This is a genomic window from Acinetobacter sp. YH12235 (genome assembly GCF_013417705.1).
GTDB lineage: Bacteria > Pseudomonadota > Gammaproteobacteria > Pseudomonadales > Moraxellaceae > Acinetobacter.
This window is the reverse complement of the sequence record NZ_VPDL01000008.1, coordinates 17,016-34,790: the sequence shown is the minus strand read 5'-3', so window position 1 is coordinate 34,790 and position 17,775 is coordinate 17,016. Positions and strand designations below refer to the sequence as shown.

Sequence of the window (17,775 nt, the reverse complement as noted above, 5' to 3'; positions counted from 1 at the left end):
TCACGTGAACAAGGAGATGCAAGTGGCATTAAATGTAGGTCCAGATTTTAAACAGCGCTGGTTAAACACGCCTGAGGCTGTACGTCAGACCTTTATCGATGACCTCTCGCGCATCTGTGAAGTACTTAAGCCTGAAACCGCTGTAGAAGAATGGCTGGTCCGCGACCAGCAGTTACAGAAAGAGTCTGAGCGTAAAATTGAAGCAGCGTATGCGCAGCGCAAGGCCGAACTGATTGAAGAAGCACGTATTCGCAGACAACGGGCACTCGAAAAAGCCTTAGCCGAAAAACGTGCTGAAGAGCAAGCCTATGCCGAACAGCTACGCCGTGATGAAGAGCGAAAATTTGCCGAGCAGACTCGGAAGCTGGCTGAAATGCGTCATATGCTAGATACTGAGGTTCAGGATTATGCCGCACGTTATCAGAAAAATCCGGATCAGGTGCTCGACTTTGCCAAAGGTCGCCTAAATATCGACGATACCCAGATTTTATCTGAGCTGGAAAGCTTACGGTTACGTCTGGAACTCGAAGCAGAAACTGTGATTGAACAAACCGTCAATGCACTGCGTGAGAAATTACGCGCTGCAGCCAAAGAAGAAATTGACTATATTCTGAAAAATTCTGATCTGGCTGAGTAAAGTTGATCGTCAGTTGGCTGAAAAGATTCTTTTTATTTTTCAGCCTAATCCATCCCCTGTCTTGGTTAGTTTATTCCATCAAACTATAAAATCTGCTTTAAAATTAAAACAAGTCAGCCAGTAAAAATGCGGTATTGCCAAGCAGATAGCCAGCCCCTAGCAGAGTGCTAATCCAGAGAATTCCCCCAGTCACATTATAAAAACTGAAAGTTGCAAAGCTCATATGGCCAGAACCTGCCGCAAAAGGACCGAAGGAACGTACAAAGGGAATAAAACGCGCAATTAAGATCGTCTTGCCGCCATGTTTCATAAAATAATGATTGGTTTTGACCATATATTCGGGTTTGAAAAACCGTGAATGCTCATTGAAATATTTTAATCCGAGCACCCTGCCTGAATAATAATTCACGGTATAACCCAGAATCGAAGCAATCAGCAGCAATAAACCCATGGAGTGTAAGGTAATCAGATCGGAGCTGGAACACAGCGCACCGACGGCAATCAACAGACTGTCACCGGGCAAAAAGAAAAAAAATGGCGAACCTGTTTCCGCAAAAATCACCAGGAACAAAATTGCATAGATCCACACCCCATACTGCTCCAGCAATAGAGGTAAAGACTGTTCAAGATGAAGTAAAAAATCGAGCATTCGACCTGTCCACTGGGGCTAAAATCGCGAGTTGAGCTACGTATTATCCCGAAAAATAAAAAAACAGTCTAATTTTTCAATTAGACTGTCTGGTAATTGCTCAGCGGATTTATTTCAAAAAGCCATTTTCGGCTAAGAATTCCATGCTGATTTTAGACTGTTCTGTAGTTTCTGCGGCCTTGTCACCAAGCAATAAACGCTCGATATAACGCGCCAGTACATCCACTTCCAGATTGACTTTAGTGCCTAACTTCCAGGTACTAATATTGGTACGTTCGGCTGTATGTGGAATCAGATTCAGACTAAGGATGTTACCACGCAAGTGGTTAATGGTCAGGCTGATACCATCTACTGTTATAGAGCCCTTCTCTGCCAAATATTTGGCAATTTCTTTTGGTGCAGTCACTTCAAAATAAATGGAACGGGCATCGGAACGTACTACTGTAATTTCACCAACCGCATCGACATGACCAGAGACAATATGTCCGCCAAAGCGTGTAGTTGGCAGCATTGCCTTTTCGACATTTACAGGTTGGCCGACTTTCCAGTTAGCCAGTGTAGTCCGGTCCAGGCTTTCACGTGATACGTCTGCAGCATACCAGTTCTCACCCCAGTCAATTACGGTCAGACAGATGCCATTGGTGGCAATCGAGTCACCCAGATGTACATCGGACATATCCAGATCCGTCTGGATGCGTAAGCGTACATCACCGCCAACGCTTTGCAAGCTCTCGACCTTGCCCAGACTTTCAATAATACCTGTAAACATCTTTATTTCCTTTTTCTCTGCGCTTACCACAAGGCCAATTGGGTACTCACACCGGTCGTATCCACACCGCCCAGCTCAGCATAATGATGCAACTGGCTCAGTAACTGACGAATTGGTGGACCTGACTTGGCATGCGTGTCGGTAATTACAATAAATTCTAGTACGCGTGCACGTTCAGACTGGCGCTGTTTGCTGACACGATAACGTGGCACATCCTGAGTGAGCAAGGTTACACGGCCGCGTTTCAGGTTGGCCTGCAACAAATCTGTGGCACTGATATTACCATCGGTCGAATAACTGGTCAGGATAAAACGCGCATTAATAGTCGCTAACAAAGTTTCATAGGCTTCTTTGGCATGCTTGGATGAGTTGTACTGACTTGGACGTTCTTTACGCCATGCACGGTCAATCCCGCTCTTGAAGCCTTTAGTGTCTGGAGTCGGTAAATCCACCTGATCCCACAGCGTTAAAGCATTCAACACATGATAGTTACTGCTATAGGCATGCTGGTTATACGGTGGATCCAGATAAGCCACATCGACTTCAAAACCACTCATCTGATTGGCTAAGTGTTGGGCATCCACACACCACATTTCTGCGGCAGGTCCTTGATGCTTAGCATCTTCACAGAAACGGCTTGGCGTTAACCAAAGTAGTGATTCAATGCGTTCTAGTGCAGTCTGGGTTTTACCGCCCCAACCATGATGGAAACTTTTAAATACACCTGAGGTATTGCTGACAAAACTGGCTGAATAGAGCAGCGGTGCCAGCAAAGCACTCATTTCCACGTCATCAATCGCACCTTGAGCCTGCCAGGTGGCAATCTGCTGACGGATGGCATCGATACGCATGCCGTTACGGCGTTTGAAGAACAAACGGTCTCGGGTCGGATCATAAATCTCATCATTACGCGGACACAGGTTATGTGTCACCCAGCCTTTAACTTCAGGCAAACGGTTCAGATAATCAATCGCTTTCTGATAGCCACCCAGTTCTTTAAAGGCAGGTGCTTCAGTACAAGCTAAAACTGCATGATTGAGTGCATGACTATAGGGTTCCCAGTCATTGGCAATCACCCGATAGCCATTCTGACGGGCCAGACGTGAAACCACCCCGGAACCTGCAAAAAAATCGGCAAAAATCGGCGCACGGCCATCTTCACGTTTTAGGGTTCCCGTGCTCTCAAGTGCTTCCAGAATTAAGTGTAGTAAACGGCGTTTGTTCCCCAGATAAGGAACCAGCTGATGGAAAAGATATTCATCTGTGGTACGTGCCGCATGGCGACGTTTGTGGTAAACCGTAGACTCTGAATTCATAGTGTCTCTTGAGAGGGAATTAACCTGAAGCGCACGTCATCACCCAAACGGGTCACGTCCTGCAACTTGAATCGAAGTTGTTCTGCCATTCGGCTGAATTCTGCATTGAACATACTACGCGCAGTTTGCCCCAATAAAGTCGGTGCAACATAACTGATGAGTTCATCCACCAGCCCTGCCTGTAAAAATGCAGTAGATAAAGTCGCACCTGCTTCAACCAGCACATCATATATCTGATGCTGCTGAACCAGTTGCTGTAATAATTCTTTTAAAGGCTGAATTTCGAATTGGATCACACCCAGATCAGCCAGCTCCTGACGATAAGGCCCCATCACCATCACCGTTTCTGGAGTCTCCAAAATCTTGGTAGTGAGGGGTAAACGCCCCTGGCGATCCAGAATAATCCGTTTGGGCTGAACTACCGTGCTGATGTCATTCATACCTTTCAGGCTACGGACATTGAGCTGACAGTCATCAGCCAATACAGTTTCAATCCCGGTAATCACTGCGCCAGAAATGGCACGCCAGTGCTGGACATCCTGCCGGGCTTCAGGACCGGTAATCCATTTCGATTCACCGGATGCCATAGCCGTACGGCCATCCAGACTCGATGCAATTTTCAGACGAACGTAAGGCATGCCAGTGGCCATGGCTTTCAGAAAGCCATCATTCAGGGGATGTGCTTCATTTTCACAAATGCCGACTTCAACGTCGATTCCGGCATCTTTCAGGATTTGCACACCTTTGCCAGCGACCAGTGGATTCGGATCAGGACAAGCCACAATCACTTTAGCTACGCCTGCTTCAACCAATCCTTTAGCACATGGTGGTGTACGGCCATAATGGGCACAAGGTTCCAAAGTCACATATGCTGTTGCGCCACGTGCCTGCTCTCCGGCCTGACGCATGGCAAAGACTTCCGCATGAGGCTGACCCGCTTTGGGATGAAAACCTTCACCCACGACTATGCCATCTTTGACAATGACACAGCCGACATTCGGGTTGGGTTTAGTAGAGTACTGTTCCTGACGTGCCAGCTCAATGGCACGACGCATCCAGATTTGATCTTGAGTGAGTTCAGTCATGCTTATTCTTGAAACTCACCGCGTTGCTGCATCTGTTCAATCTGACGACGAAAGGCTTCAACATCCTGGAAATCCTGATAGACCGAAGCAAAACGGACATAAGCCACATGATCAAGTGCAAATAGAGATTGCATGACAATTTCACCAATCGTGCGTGATTTCACATCACGCTCACCCAGACGGCGAATCTGCAACTGGATATCACTGAGCACCGTTTCAATCTGTTCTTGCGTCACAGGACGTTTCTGCAAGGCATGCATCAGGGAACGGCGTAATTTGGCTTCATCAAAGGGTTCATTCTTGCCATCAGATTTGATGACACGCGGCATCACCACTTCATAACTTTCAAAGGTGGTAAAGCGTTCATTACAACTGACGCATTCACGACGGCGGCGAATCTGGCAACCTTCAGCGGCCAGGCGTGAATCAATCACTTTACTGTCTGGTGTATTGCAAAATGGGCAATGCATAGCGGTTTAATTGAACAAATCCTGATGATTTCCGAGTGTAGCAAAAATTCTAAACTTTGTAGAGTTTTACGCAATATATAGAAAAAAAACAGCCCAGATGGGCTGTTTTACACAATATATTGATTATTGTTTTAGCAGATTATTCTACGCGTTCGCCATGTTGACTCAAGTCCAGACCCATGCGTTCATCATCAGAAGAAACACGGATACCGATGATCAGATCAATCACTTTAAGAATCACGAAAGTTAATACTGCAGAGTAAGCGATGGTTGCAAGTACACCTTCAACTTGAACCCAAAGTTGGCTCATTACATTTGCTGGAGCAGCATCACCCATGATGAATTCGCTTGCGAAGAATGCTGTCAGAATCGCACCAACGATACCACCCACACCGTGCAGGCCAAAGGCATCCAGAGAATCATCAGCTTTCAGTGTACGTTTCAGAGCAGTAATACCCCAGAAACATACCACACCACCGATCAGACCCATTGCCAGCGCACCACCGACAGTAACGAAACCAGCCGCTGGAGTAATCACCACCAGACCTGCTACCGCACCAGAAGCCCCACCTAATACAGAGGCTTTACCACGTACTACTTTTTCAGTAATTAACCAAGAGATCGCTGCTGCCGCTGCTGCAACTTGAGTTACGATCAGCGCATAACCTGCAGAACCATTCGCACCCAATGCTGAACCACCATTGAAGCCAAACCAACCTACCCAAAGTAAGCTTGCACCGACTACAGTTAAAGTCAGATTATGTGGCGCCATTGATTCACGGCCAAGGCCCATACGTTTACCAAGCATGTAGGCTGCAACCAGACCCGCTACACCTGAGTTGATATGAACGACTGTACCACCAGCAAAGTCAAGCGCACCGTCGTTGCCTAACCAGCCGCCACCCCATACCCAGTGAGTAATTGGTGCATACACCAGAATCACCCAGAGTGCAATGAATGCCACAAAAGCACCAAACTTCATACGTTCCGCAATTGAACCGCTGATGATGGCAACCGTAATGATGGCAAACGTCATTTGGAAGATCACGAACAGGATTTCAGGAATCGTGCCTGAAAGCGCATCGGTGGTTATTCCAGCCAGCATGAGCTTGTCCAGACTGCCGATAAAGGCATTTCCTTCACCAAAGGCCAATGTATAGCCAATCACGACCCAGGCAATACTGACTACGGCTGCAGCAACAAAGCTGTGTGCCATTGTTGCCAGCACATTTTTCTTACGGACCATACCGCCATAGAACAGGGCTAAACCTGGAATGGTCATCAGTAATACAAGGGCTGTTGAAGTGAGAATCCAGGCTGTATCGCCAGTATCGAGAGTAGCTTCTTCTTCTGCAGGCGCTGCTGGTTCCGCTGGCGCCACTTCAGCAATCTCTGCTGTAGTTGTGTCTGTTGTTGTAAGTGAAGTATCGCCAGTCTCTGCAACGAGTGCGACTTCTTCAGTAGGTGTTGGTGCTGTTACGGCCTCTTCAGCCCACGCAACAGAACCACCTAAAAGAGCGCTGGACAAGCCGAACGCCATTAGCATTTTTTTCATTCGTATCCCCCAACCATGTTTTTTTGTGAGTTATTAGGTACTCAGCAAACTTCGTGCCAAATTAAACAGCGTCTGCACCTGTTTCACCGGTACGAATACGGATGACTTGTTCTAAGTTAGTTACGAAAATTTTTCCGTCACCGATTTTGCCAGTGCTTGCAACACGAGTAATTGATTCAATTACCGAATCAACCATTTCGTCGCTGATTGCGATTTCAATTTTGACTTTCGGTAGGAAATCTACAACGTATTCAGCACCACGATAAAGTTCAGTATGGCCTTTTTGACGACCAAAGCCTTTGACTTCAGTCACAGTGATGCCTTGAACACCAATTTCAGATAATGCTTCACGCACATCATCCAATTTGAAAGGTTTTACAATTGCAGTTACGAGCTTCATGTTTGTTTTCCTTCGGCTTATTTCACCAGTAAGGTTTTATGTTCAAATTTCATGCCAAGATTCCTAAGGTCGGGGGAAATTAGAAAGCCCGGCACGATGTTTCTTGCTCTTTTATTTTATACTTATAACGTATTGGAATCTGCACAAATTGGATATTTTTTATGTGGATTTTTACAATATTACTAATCGAAGCAGCCTATATTTTATCTGAAATACTGTAAGTCACTCTTGCAGCAATGCTACACTGTCCGCGCATTTATATGGCGATGGATCAGATTATGATTGAAACCCTGTTACAAGCAATTTTGCAGCAAGTTGAACACCCTAAAAAGGACCTGGAGCACAATCTGCGTGCCCTGCTCAATGAAGCCGTCAGTAAAATGGATTTAGTGTCTAAAGAAGAGCTCGAACGTCAACGCACTGCCCTAAATAATGCCAATCAGCGTTTAAATGTTTTACTAAAACAAGTCGAAGAGCTAGAAGAAAAAGTCTCGATTAAAAAATAAGCACAACTACAGTGCACAAAAGACACGAGAACAATAAAAATAATGCACTATATTGGAACAACAATATGTCTTTTGCCAAAATTTATACGCGAGGCCTGTTAGGCCTGCATGCACCTTTAATTGAAGTCGAAGTTCATGTCAGTTCTGGCATGCCTTCCCTCACCATTGTGGGGCTTCCTGAAGCCGCAGTCAGGGAAAGTAAGGATCGGGTTCGATCAGCTATTCTGAATAGCGGCTTTCAGTTTCCGACCAAACGCCTGACCATTAATCTGGCACCTGCCGATCTACCTAAAGATGGCTCACGTTTGGACTTGCCGATTGCGCTAGGAATTTTAGTGGCCTCAGGGCAGCTTCCAGAAAATTGCACAGATGACCTTGAATTTATTGGTGAACTGGCCCTAGATGGTCAATTGCGGCCAGTAACAGGAATCCTGAGTATTGCAATCGCCTGCCAGCAGGCACAGCATCAACTGATCTTGCCTAGTCCGAATGCTCAGGAAGCCTCTCAGCTTCCGGATTTTCAGGTATTTGCTGCCAATCATTTACAGGAAGTCTGTGCACATCTGGCTCAAGCAGAAACCTTGCCCCCGTTTAAGACCAGTCCATTAGATCAGCACTCTTTTTATAAATTTGATCTTGCGGATGTGAAAGGACAATTGCGACCACGACGTGCCTTGGAAATTGCAGCTGCAGGTGGCCATTCCCTGCTGTTCCGCGGCCCACCTGGTACAGGTAAAACCTTATTAGCATCGCGCCTCGCCAGTATTTTACCTCCCTTAAATACTCAGGAAAATCTGGAAGTTGCTAGTATCTATTCAATTGCCAATGCCAATCATCCCTTTGGCCAGCGGCCATTTCGGGCACCGCATCATACTGCGTCTGCCATTGCACTGGTCGGCGGTGGCTCACATCCTAAACCTGGAGAGATCACACTGGCACATTTGGGCGTTTTATTTCTAGACGAACTGCCTGAGTTTGACCGCAAGGTTTTAGAAGTATTACGTCAGCCGCTTGAGTCCAAAGAAATTGTAATCTCACGTGCTTCCCGGCAAATTACTTTTCCAGCCAATTTTCAACTGGTGGCAGCCATGAATCCTTGTCCATGCGGTTATGCATTTAATCAGGACAGCCGCTGTCAATGTTCACCTGAAAGCATTAAGCGTTATCAGAGCCGGATTTCTGGCCCATTACTGGATCGGATTGACCTGCATATTGACGTACCACCTTTACAGGCACAGGAATTACAGGACAATAAACCTGTCGAAAACTCTGAAACGGTCAGACAGCGTGTGATCAGCGCCTATAATATTCAGATCGAACGGCAAAATGCCTTGAACATGAGCCTTAGTCCGAAGCAGCTAGAGCAATATGCCGCATTAGATCAGTCTGCTCAGAATATGCTTGAACTGGCGCAGCAAAAATTAAATTTGTCAGCCCGAGGCTATCATCGGGTCTTGCGTGTCGCACGTACCATTGCCGATTTGCATCAAAGTCCCGATATCCAAAGCCAGCATCTGTCGGAGGCTTTATCTTATCGCGGGCAGCAGCAGATTTAGAACACTAAAAAAGGCGACCTGAGATCGCCTTTTTTAAACCCCAAAGATTAGAAGCTGTAGCCTAGTCCTAATACCACTTTATTTTTCTGTTTATCTTCAAAACGGTTATAACCACCAAAAATATAATTCATGCTGGCGGTGATGCCTGTATCAGCAAGTGGCTTGCTTAGACCGATATCGAAATGACGGAAACCGAAACTGTTTTCTGTTCCTTTTATGTCGCCATCTTTGGCATAAATATATAGGCCAAGTGCAGTATCCAGACTAAAATCTTTTGGCAGTGCATAGCTATAGGTGCCTTTAAGATAAGTATCCCCTGCATTACCCCAATCAAGATCTTCAAGCAATGTTTGAGCAGTCACACCAAAATCTTTGTACGTCAGACCCAGCATGGTTTCAAAACCATTTGAGCCTGTATTGCCAATATCATAATAGTAATAATAAGTTAAACCCGCTGTATAACCCCAGTCTTCATTGATTGAACCGTTATAGCCCGCATAAAAATCATTTTCAAAGGCATTGGGCAAATCATCACCATAGTCTAATGTCGAACCCCACCAGCCTGCATAGAAGCCAGAGGCATGATTATAGTCAAGTCCACCTTGTAAAGTAGCTCCGCTATTTTCAGGTGTGTTGGTAATCCCACGCAGGTTATAGCTTGAAAGTACACTGATATTTCCAGAAACTGAATGTTCAGCAGCTGGTTCATCCGCGAAAGTGAAAGAAGATGCAGCACCTAGTAAAGCAAAAGATAATACTTTTAATGTTGATTTCATTGTATGACTCCCCCAGATCGTCTGAGACGTTTTTATGATATTGATTAAACTCAAGTTCGAAATTTGCAAGAGCTATGCCAATCTGGAATAAAACAACGGAAATCTGATGAATATAAATAAAACAAATCACTAGGTATTTGTTTTTAAATTATATTTAAATTTTTAAAAAAAGCACTTTAATAGATTCTTTTTAACCTTGGTCCTTTTTCAAGGATTTATTTTCTTTTTTCGGTCTTATACATAATCATTTACAAGTTGCGCCATTTTGAGTCTATTTTCGCTTTGATTAAATTTTGTGCTAAAAAAAGGTGCAGAAATAAAAAGTAAAGAAACACATTGCTCTATTCGAGTTTTCGATTCTTGCTCAAACTCAGAAAATTTCTGGATTAAAAAGTTCAAAATAGTGCTAAGCAAGAAAAAGTGATGCTCATGGAATGACTTTTTATTATTCAGAAATCTATGCGCATTTTTGGATTTATAAATATTTAAATTAAATATTTATATATTAAAATTCAATAATTTATAATCAATTCTCACTTTTAAGAAATTATTAATGAAGAGTCTGATACAGAAAATGAAGATTTTGAACACTCAACTTTTTCATTCTAAGAATTTTAATTTTAAATATTATTGATGCACTCATGAGTCATACCCTTCAGAGAATTTATATTTAAAAAATATCTTTGTTTTTATTTGTTTTTTTACTATATGGTCAGGATTTAGACTGTTAGATCTCTTACCATTATTCACTTTAGATTAAAAAAAATCCATCGACTTTAGTGGAATATCGTAAATAAAAATGACATTTATTCAGCGAATCTTATACAATTCCTAAAAATTTCCATCAATTTGTATAAGGCTCTCTCCCAATGCAAAACACAAAAAAATTAACATTGGCAGTTTTGATTCAGGCTGCATTGATCTCAACCGCTTTTGCTAGCGAGCAGAGTGAGTCTAAAGGTTTTGTAGAAGACGCAGAAGGATCTGTACTTTTCCGTACTGGTTATTTATCTCGTGATAAGAAAAATGGCGTAGCAGATACAAGTTCAGCTGCACAGACTGCAATTGTGAAACTGGATTCTGGCTTTACTCAAGGTGTAGTCGGCTTTGGTGCCGGGATCATCGGTGATGCTTCTTTCAAACTAGGAAACAACAAAAATGCCGGTAATGGCATGATTCCTCGTGAAAACGGTTTCAATGCTAAAGGTGAGTACGTTAAAGGTGCTGGCGATACTTATGATCATTGGGCTCGTGGCGGCGCTTATGTGAAAGCTCGTGTATCTAATACCACTGCTGTATATGGTACCCAAGTTTTAGATCTTCCTGTATTGGCATCAAATACTGCACGTCTCGTTCCTGAATACTTTGAAGGCGTATTAGTGACTAGCAATGAAATTGATAACCTGTCATTAACAGCTGGTAAATTTACTAAAAACCAATATTCAGACCAAATCGACTCTGATGGTAACGAGCTTGATCGTGCTGTTGTTTGGGGCGCGAAATATAAATTTAGTGATGCTCTAAACGCTTCTTACTATGGTACAGATATTAAAGACCGTTTAGACCGTCATTATGTGAATGCGAACTATAGCTATGCAGTAGCCAATGGCGGCACTTTAACTCACGATTTTAGTGGCTATCATACTGAGTGGGATAAAAAAGCTGACGGTGGTGCATATACTTATTCTCATACCACAAATGACTTAAGTAACTTAAGCAACAATATTTGGGCTATTTCTACCACTTACAATACTGGTCCGCACAATGTCATGGTGGCTTACCAACAGAATACTGGTAACACAGGCTATGACTATGGTTTGGGTCGCGGTGTAGGTGATGGTCATCAAACGATTTATCTACCAAACTCATACCTGTCTGACTTCATTGGCAATAATGAAAAATCAGCACAACTTCAATACACATTTGACTTCGGTGCTGTAAATGTTCCTGGTCTATCTTGGACTTCAGCATTTGTATATGGTTGGGATATTGATGTACCAGCAGACCCTGAAGGCGATCGTTCAGTGTTAGCGACTAGCGATGCTCATGAACGTGAATTCTTTAACCAAGTGAAATACACTGTTCAATCTGGTTTTGCTAAAGATGCAAGCTTGCGTTTACGTCACTCTTACTACCGTGCAAGCAATGATTACCAATCTAACTACATTGGTGACACCAACGAATGGCGTATTTGGTTAGACATTCCTGTGAAATTATTCTAATTCACCCGAATTTCAAACCATAATAAAAAACCTGCACATTGTGCAGGTTTTTTTTGTTTAAGCTTTAAAAAGCTAAAGACTCAAACTGAAAAGCAAATGAATTATTTATTTGCTTCTGCATAAGCTGCAATTGAGCTGAGTACTTCTTGTTTCGCAACATCAGCACCTTCCCAACCACTTAACTTAACCCATTTGCCTGGTTCCAAGTCTTTGTAATGCTGGAAGAAGTGTTCGATTTGGCTGATCAGTAATGGAGGAAGATCAGTATATTCTTGAACATCTTTGTAGATCGGAGTCAGTTTGTCGTGTGGAACTGCAACCAGTTTCGCATCAACACCACCGTCATCTTCCATGTTCAGTTTACCGACAGGACGGCAACGAATGACTGAACCTGGCTCTACTGGGTGTGGAGTTACTACCAATACGTCTAGAGGGTCGCCATCTAGAGAAAGTGTATTTGGTACATAACCATAGTTTGCTGGGTAGAACATTGCTGTACCCATGAAACGGTCTACAAATAATGCATCAGAATCTTTATCGATTTCATATTTGATTGGTGCTGCATTTGCAGGAATTTCGATAATGACATAGATGTCGTTTGGCGCATCTTTACCCGCTGGGATATTGCTGTAGCTCATAGCATCACTCTTTAACAAGTTATATCTTTTAAAAACCGCGATAATTATAACGGTTTTTACAGATTTTTTTTGATTTTAAAATATCGAACTGTAAATATCTCGACCTGCTTTATTTTTGGCTTAAGAGATTTTGATAATTAACAGCAGTAAGGTTATTGGACATAATAAGGATAACAGCCAGACAATTGAACGTAAGGTCGACCAGTTCGCCAGATAACAGATCCCATAGATGACCCGAAAAACCAGATAGGCAATCCCAAAGGTCATCACCAGACTTTGCGACACGACCATATATTCTGCCATCAGAATCGAGGCGATAAAGAGCGGTAAGCTTTCAAAGCTATTTTGCTGGGCGGCATTGGCACGACTGGCCAAGCCTGTAGACTTTTCTAAAAATGCCCGCGGATTCTGATTGTCTTTTGCACGAAACCCTGCCGATTTTTTCGCAATCAAGGTAAAAACATAGGGTAAAAGACAAGCTGCCAAAATGAGATAGATAACCCCACTAATGCTATGCATCTGATTTTTCTCTTGAGAATTTTTATGTCTATCATAGCATGGCGTTTCGTGAATAAATTTTGTTAAATAGAGTGTTTTTATAAATGATTAAGGATTCACTATGGTCAGCCCTGATCAAAATGAAATGTTCGATGTCCTCGAGAAACAGCGCCAGCATCAACGTCAAGTGGATCGCGTATTAAAAATCGTATTGCCGATTGTTGCATTTCTGATAGCGGTCATTTGTGCCAATATGAATATCTGGTCTCCCCTCTTTACCTTTGCCATCTTATGGATTGCCTTCTATGCCGTGGGCATCAAACGCATGCCGATCTGGCACTGGGTAGTCGCGATCATCATTTATTGCTTGATAGATAATATTCTCAGTTATGGCAGTTTTAATTTGAGAGGATTTAACCGCCAGTTTGGTACCATGTTTATTTTTTTGGGTGTGATCGGTGTAGGACGTCCTTACTTCGACCGCTGGCTAATGAAAAAAGAGAATTAAAAAAAGCGCCCTTAGGCGCTTTTTTATTGCAAGATTTATGCAGTCTTACGTAGGTCTTTACGCAGGATTTTGCCTACGTTAGATTTTGGTAATTCATCCATAAATTCAACATAACGTGGACGTTTATAACCGGTCAGATTTTCTTTCGCAAATGCCAGAACTTCTTCAGTCGTCAATGAAGGATCTTTCTTCACAACGAACAGTTTTGGCACTTCACCTGATTTTTCATCTGGTACACCAATTGCAGCCACTTCCAGAACTTTTGGATGTTTCGCAACAACTTCTTCAATTTCAGAAGGATAAACGTTGAAGCCAGAGACCAGAATCATGTCTTTCTTACGGTCAACGATTTTGATATAACCACGTGAATCCATTACACCGATATCACCGGTACGGAAGAAGCCATTCACCATCACTTTATCGGTTTCATCCGGACGGTTCCAATAGCCTTTCATCACCTGAGGACCACGGATTGAGATTTCACCCTGCTCACCGAGTGCAACTTCATTACCGTCATCATCCAGAATAGCAACTTCAGTTGAAGGCAACGGAATACCAATCGTACCGCTGAATTCTTCAGATGCTGGTGGGTTTGCAGTTGCCACTGGAGAAGTTTCAGACAGGCCATAACCTTCAATGATATTAGTGCCGGTAATTTTCTTCCAAGCTTCTGCAGTAGAAGGCAAAACCGCCATACCACCGCCCATCGCCATTTTTAAACGGCTATGATCCAGTTGCTTGAATTCTTCATTGTTTACAAGCGCATTAAACAGTGTGTTCACAGCAGGGAAGAATGTTGGCTGGTATTTACGTAATTCTTTCATCACCGCAGGCAGGTCACGCGGGTTAGGAATCAGAACGTTCGCCTGACCTTTATACATGCCGTAAAGTGCACAGACCATGAAAGCAAAGATGTGATAAAGCGGTAAAGCACAGAAAATACGGTCATCTGGCTGGCCATCTTGCGCACCGAATTTGCTCTGGAAGATACCGTCACACTGCAACAGGTTAGCAACCAGGTTACGATGGGTCAGTTCAGCACCTTTAGAAACACCAGTAGTACCACCTGTATACTGAAGTACAGCAGTATCACTTAAAGTCAATTCAGGGCGTTTATAGTTGCTTGGATTTACTTTGTTTAATGCAGCATTGAACTTGATGTGACCTGGAATATCCCATGCCGGAATCTGCTTACGTACTGAACGCAATACAAAGTTCACCAAAGTACCTTTTAAAGCACCCAGCATGTCACCCACAGAAGCAACAACCACGTGTTTCACAGGCGTTTTGCCAATAATTGACTGATAAACGCTGGCAAAGTTCTCAATAATGACCAGAACTTCAGCGCCAGAATCTTTTAACTGATGCTCAAGCTCACGTGATGTATACAGTGGATTTACATTCACCAGTACTAAACCAGCGCGGAACACCCCCAATGCTACGACCGGATACTGAAGAACGTTTGGCATCATTACGGCAACACGTGTGCCTTTTGCCAGACCCAAACTTTGTAAATATGCTGCGAATTTACGACTAGCTTCTTCCAACTCATTGAACGTTAAAGTCTTATCCATAAAGATAAAGGCATCACGTGAGCCAAATTTTTGGAAATTGCGTTCAAAAATATCAACCAGAGACGTATTTTCTGCTGGTAATTCTACAGTTTCTGGAATCCCTGTTTTTTGGTATTCAGCGAACCAAATTTTTTCCATAATGCCAATCTCTCCAATCATAATCCTTAGTAGTTCAACTGTTTTTTTCAATGCTGCACGTCATTTTTTAGACTTGTATATGTGCAACATTGCATCCATTTGTCGAATCGTTACTCATATATAACGTATTTCGATTCATGGATGCTAGTATTATCTTTGAATCAACAGTTTATTTGCTTTTTGATATCCACGTGGTAACAGGGTTCCTTTAGAGCCTCGTTTCCCAATATATTTTTGCAGGTCATCCCCTTTGAGTTTTAATTGTTGCTGTCCTGCAAGCACTTGAATTATTTCATCAAGTTTCAATATTGTCATGGATAAAATTTGATCTTTATCTTCAAGTTGTATCAATTTATTACCTTTACCTTTATTAAGTACAGGTAATTCCGACAGATCAACAACCAGCAGACGGCCAGCTGAACTGAGTAGTGCAACATGAGTTGCATCTTCCAGTGGTTGCAGGTTCATGACCTGTGCACCTTCAGATAGATTCAGGAAAGCCTTACCAGCTTTGGCATTGGTATCCAACTGCTTGGCTTGGGTTTTAAATCCATAACCTTTGCTGCTGACTGCCAGGATTTCTGCATCATCTTCAGCCACCAATACCTGCTTGAAACCAACTCCACTTGCCGGAGAAAGTTTTGAACTCAACGGTTCACCGAGTCCTCGTGCCGATGGCAGGCTATTGATTGGCAAGCCATAGCTACGGCCACTATCATCTAATACATAGACGCGTTGATTAGACTTACCTTGGGCATGACTAAGGTATTGATCGCCCGCACGGAAATTCAGATTTTCAGCATCCACTTCATGCCCTTTGGCACAGCGAATCCAGCCCGCTTCAGACAATACCACTGTAACCGGATCCGCTGGCAGCATTTCAGTTTCATCAATTGCAGCGGCTTCGGCACGTTGTACGATTGGAGAACGGCGATCATCCCCAAATTTCTTTGCATCTTCTTTTAGTTCATTGATGATCAAGGTTTTTAAAGACTCAGGATTAGCCAGCTGCTCACGAATCACGGCAGCCTTAGCTTCCAGCTCTTCCTGTTCGCGGCGCAGTTCCATTTCTTCGAGCTTGGCCAGATGACGCAGTTTGAGTTCTAAAATAGCTTCGGCCTGAATCTCATCAATGCCAAAACGTTCCATCAACACTGGTTTAGGCTGATCTTCCTCACGAATAATCCGAATTACTTCATCAATATTCAAGTAGGCAATGATCAAACCGCCGAGAATATGCAGGCGTTTTTCGATCTTGTTCAGATGATATTGCAGACGGCGAGTGACGGTGGTTTTTCGGATTTCGATCCATTCCAGCAGAATACGACGAATCGATTTCACCTGTGGACGGCCATCCGCGCCAATCATGTTCATATTGACGCGATAGCTAGATTCGAGATCTGTAGTCGCGAACAGATGGCTCATTACCGCTTCAGCATCAATACGGTTCGAACGCAATACCACCACTAAACGTGTTGGATTCTCATGATCCGATTCATCACGAACATCAGTGACCAATGGCAGTTTTTTCGCCTGCATTTGATCTGCAATCTGGCTGATGATTTTTGAACCTGATACCTGATATGGCAATTCGGTAATCACAATTTCATTTTTATCAATAGTGTATACCGCACGCATGCGATAGCTGCCACGACCTGTCGTCTGGATTTTAAGCAGCTCTGATGGTGGCGTAATGATTTCCGCTTTGGTCGGTAAATCCGGTCCCGGAATGTATTCTGCCATTTTAGCATCGGTCAGGTTCGGATTACGGATCAGAGCGATAGTACCTTTTACCACTTCGCGCAAGTTGTGCGGTGGAATATCAGTCGCCATCCCCACAGCAATCCCGGTGGTACCATTTAACAGGATATTCGGAACACGTGCCGGTAAGTTAATCGGTTCTTTCATCGAACCATCAAAGTTATCCTGCCAGTCACAGGTACCCTGTCCTAGTTCGGATAAAAGCAGTTCGCTATATTGCGACAGTTTGGCTTCAGTATAACGCATCGCCGCGAAAGATTTAGGATCATCTGGTGAACCCCAGTTGCCCTGTCCTTCAATAAACGGATAGCGATAACTGAATGGCTGCGCCATCAGGACCATGGCTTCATAACAGGCCGAGTCACCATGCGGATGGTATTTACCCAGTACATCCCCCACAGTACGTGCCGATTTTTTCGGTTTGCTGGTCCATTTCAGACCCAGTTCACTCATGGCATAGACAATACGGCGCTGTACCGGTTTCAAACCGTCACTGATATGTGGCAATGCACGATCCATAATCACGTACATGGCATAATTTAAATAAGCTTGTTCGGTAAATTCGGCTACGGAACGGTTTTCTGTCGCATGATGCGCAAGGCTTGTCATAACAACCTATAATCCTAAAATTCGTTTTTGTATCAATGTTTCTTATGCTAAGACGCAGCTGTGTGCTGCACAAGGGCAGTAAACTACACAGCGCGACAAATCGTGTCT

At 43.5% G+C, this 17,775-nt stretch carries 17 protein-coding genes; 5 read left to right on the top strand and 12 right to left on the bottom strand.

Annotated elements, in window-relative coordinates; all coding sequences use genetic code 11:
* Positions 1–22 precede the first annotated feature (22 nt).
* Positions 23–637, top strand: a complete 615-nt coding sequence (locus FTV13_RS05905; protein ID WP_159123955.1) for a hypothetical protein — start codon at positions 23–25, stop codon at positions 635–637.
* A gap of 103 nt (positions 638–740) precedes the next feature.
* Here FTV13_RS05905 and FTV13_RS05900 read toward each other — a convergent pair whose 3' ends face one another.
* From FTV13_RS05900 to glnK, 7 genes are all read right to left on the bottom strand, one after another.
* Positions 741–1,286, bottom strand: a complete 546-nt coding sequence (locus FTV13_RS05900) for a VTT domain-containing protein (protein WP_004787301.1) — start codon at positions 1,284–1,286, stop codon at positions 741–743.
* 109 nt (positions 1,287–1,395) lie between these two features.
* Positions 1,396–2,055 (bottom strand): riboflavin synthase, encoded by a 660-nt coding sequence (locus FTV13_RS05895; RefSeq protein WP_166136489.1) that lies wholly within the window; start codon positions 2,053–2,055, stop codon positions 1,396–1,398.
* 23 nt (positions 2,056–2,078) lie between these two features.
* Positions 2,079–3,371: a DNA adenine methylase gene (locus FTV13_RS05890; RefSeq protein ID WP_034703433.1), complete on the bottom strand. Its 1,293-nt coding sequence runs from the start codon at positions 3,369–3,371 to the stop codon at positions 2,079–2,081.
* The gene (gene ribD, locus FTV13_RS05885; RefSeq protein WP_180011325.1) at positions 3,368–4,456 is read right to left on the bottom strand and encodes a bifunctional diaminohydroxyphosphoribosylaminopyrimidine deaminase/5-amino-6-(5-phosphoribosylamino)uracil reductase RibD; all 1,089 of its coding nucleotides are present in this window, start codon (positions 4,454–4,456) and stop codon (positions 3,368–3,370) included. The genes FTV13_RS05890 and ribD overlap by 4 nt, the downstream gene beginning before the upstream one ends.
* A 2-nt stretch (positions 4,457–4,458) precedes the next feature.
* Positions 4,459–4,926, bottom strand: coding sequence for a transcriptional regulator NrdR (nrdR, locus tag FTV13_RS05880; protein ID WP_004787309.1), 468 nt, complete (start codon positions 4,924–4,926; stop codon positions 4,459–4,461).
* A 139-nt stretch (positions 4,927–5,065) separates the two neighbouring features.
* Positions 5,066–6,481, bottom strand: coding sequence for an ammonium transporter (locus FTV13_RS05875; protein WP_159123952.1), 1,416 nt, complete (start codon positions 6,479–6,481; stop codon positions 5,066–5,068).
* A gap of 61 nt (positions 6,482–6,542) precedes the next feature.
* Positions 6,543–6,881 carry a P-II family nitrogen regulator gene (glnK, locus tag FTV13_RS05870; protein WP_004650081.1) on the bottom strand — a complete coding sequence of 113 codons (339 nt, stop codon included), beginning with the start codon at positions 6,879–6,881 and terminating at the stop codon, positions 6,543–6,545.
* Between the two features lie 278 nt (positions 6,882–7,159).
* Between glnK and FTV13_RS05865 the strand changes: the two genes are divergently transcribed.
* Both FTV13_RS05865 and FTV13_RS05860 read left to right on the top strand, forming a co-directional pair.
* Positions 7,160–7,387: an accessory factor UbiK family protein gene (locus tag FTV13_RS05865; RefSeq protein ID WP_034703445.1), complete on the top strand. Its 228-nt coding sequence runs from the start codon at positions 7,160–7,162 to the stop codon at positions 7,385–7,387.
* Between the two features lie 65 nt (positions 7,388–7,452).
* Positions 7,453–8,943 (top strand): YifB family Mg chelatase-like AAA ATPase, encoded by a 1,491-nt coding sequence (locus tag FTV13_RS05860; protein WP_180011323.1) that lies wholly within the window; start codon positions 7,453–7,455, stop codon positions 8,941–8,943.
* Between the two features lie 47 nt (positions 8,944–8,990).
* Here the strand turns inward: FTV13_RS05860 and FTV13_RS05855 are convergent, their stop codons facing one another.
* Positions 8,991–9,719 carry a TorF family putative porin gene (locus tag FTV13_RS05855; RefSeq protein ID WP_180011321.1) on the bottom strand — a complete coding sequence of 243 codons (729 nt, stop codon included), beginning with the start codon at positions 9,717–9,719 and terminating at the stop codon, positions 8,991–8,993.
* A gap of 869 nt (positions 9,720–10,588) precedes the next feature.
* On the opposite strand from FTV13_RS05855, the gene FTV13_RS05850 reads away from it, so the two are divergent.
* Positions 10,589–11,941 carry an OprD family outer membrane porin gene (locus tag FTV13_RS05850; RefSeq protein WP_180011319.1) on the top strand — a complete coding sequence of 451 codons (1,353 nt, stop codon included), beginning with the start codon at positions 10,589–10,591 and terminating at the stop codon, positions 11,939–11,941.
* Between the two features lie 101 nt (positions 11,942–12,042).
* Here FTV13_RS05850 and ppa read toward each other — a convergent pair whose 3' ends face one another.
* A complete protein-coding gene (ppa, locus tag FTV13_RS05845) occupies positions 12,043–12,579 on the bottom strand; it encodes an inorganic diphosphatase (protein ID WP_005233448.1) in 537 nt (178 codons plus the stop codon).
* Between the two features lie 120 nt (positions 12,580–12,699).
* Positions 12,700–13,098, bottom strand: a complete 399-nt coding sequence (locus FTV13_RS05840; RefSeq protein WP_004787362.1) for an MAPEG family protein — start codon at positions 13,096–13,098, stop codon at positions 12,700–12,702.
* A 100-nt stretch (positions 13,099–13,198) separates the two neighbouring features.
* Between FTV13_RS05840 and FTV13_RS05835 the strand changes: the two genes are divergently transcribed.
* The gene (locus FTV13_RS05835; protein ID WP_034703874.1) at positions 13,199–13,585 is read left to right on the top strand and encodes a hypothetical protein; all 387 of its coding nucleotides are present in this window, start codon (positions 13,199–13,201) and stop codon (positions 13,583–13,585) included.
* A gap of 35 nt (positions 13,586–13,620) precedes the next feature.
* Here the strand turns inward: FTV13_RS05835 and FTV13_RS05830 are convergent, their stop codons facing one another.
* A complete protein-coding gene (locus tag FTV13_RS05830; RefSeq protein ID WP_180011317.1) occupies positions 13,621–15,297 on the bottom strand; it encodes a long-chain-fatty-acid--CoA ligase in 1,677 nt (558 codons plus the stop codon).
* A 150-nt stretch (positions 15,298–15,447) separates the two neighbouring features.
* The gene (parC, locus tag FTV13_RS05825) at positions 15,448–17,667 is read right to left on the bottom strand and encodes a DNA topoisomerase IV subunit A (protein ID WP_180011315.1); all 2,220 of its coding nucleotides are present in this window, start codon (positions 17,665–17,667) and stop codon (positions 15,448–15,450) included.
* Positions 17,668–17,775: the final 108 nt, after the last annotated feature.

Excerpts from the sequence above, each read along its gene's own strand:
- FTV13_RS05900 (WP_004787301.1), bottom strand. The coding sequence starts at position 1,286 with ATGCTCGATTTTTTACTTCATCTTGAACAGTCTTTACCTCTATTGCTG.
- FTV13_RS05895 (WP_166136489.1), bottom strand. The coding sequence starts at position 2,055 with ATGTTTACAGGTATTATTGAAAGTCTGGGCAAGGTCGAGAGCTTGCAA.
- FTV13_RS05890 (WP_034703433.1), bottom strand. The coding sequence starts at position 3,371 with ATGAATTCAGAGTCTACGGTTTACCACAAACGTCGCCATGCGGCACGT.
- ribD (WP_180011325.1), bottom strand. The coding sequence starts at position 4,456 with ATGACTGAACTCACTCAAGATCAAATCTGGATGCGTCGTGCCATTGAG.
- nrdR (WP_004787309.1), bottom strand. The coding sequence starts at position 4,926 with ATGCATTGCCCATTTTGCAATACACCAGACAGTAAAGTGATTGATTCA.
- FTV13_RS05875 (WP_159123952.1), bottom strand. The coding sequence starts at position 6,481 with ATGAAAAAAATGCTAATGGCGTTCGGCTTGTCCAGCGCTCTTTTAGGT.
- glnK (WP_004650081.1), bottom strand. The coding sequence starts at position 6,881 with ATGAAGCTCGTAACTGCAATTGTAAAACCTTTCAAATTGGATGATGTG.
- FTV13_RS05865 (WP_034703445.1), top strand. The coding sequence starts at position 7,160 with ATGATTGAAACCCTGTTACAAGCAATTTTGCAGCAAGTTGAACACCCT.
- FTV13_RS05860 (WP_180011323.1), top strand. The coding sequence starts at position 7,453 with ATGTCTTTTGCCAAAATTTATACGCGAGGCCTGTTAGGCCTGCATGCA.
- FTV13_RS05855 (WP_180011321.1), bottom strand. The coding sequence starts at position 9,719 with ATGAAATCAACATTAAAAGTATTATCTTTTGCTTTACTAGGTGCTGCA.
- FTV13_RS05850 (WP_180011319.1), top strand. The coding sequence starts at position 10,589 with ATGCAAAACACAAAAAAATTAACATTGGCAGTTTTGATTCAGGCTGCA.
- ppa (WP_005233448.1), bottom strand. The coding sequence starts at position 12,579 with ATGAGCTACAGCAATATCCCAGCGGGTAAAGATGCGCCAAACGACATC.
- FTV13_RS05840 (WP_004787362.1), bottom strand. The coding sequence starts at position 13,098 with ATGCATAGCATTAGTGGGGTTATCTATCTCATTTTGGCAGCTTGTCTT.
- FTV13_RS05835 (WP_034703874.1), top strand. The coding sequence starts at position 13,199 with ATGGTCAGCCCTGATCAAAATGAAATGTTCGATGTCCTCGAGAAACAG.
- FTV13_RS05830 (WP_180011317.1), bottom strand. The coding sequence starts at position 15,297 with ATGGAAAAAATTTGGTTCGCTGAATACCAAAAAACAGGGATTCCAGAA.
- parC (WP_180011315.1), bottom strand. The coding sequence starts at position 17,667 with ATGACAAGCCTTGCGCATCATGCGACAGAAAACCGTTCCGTAGCCGAA.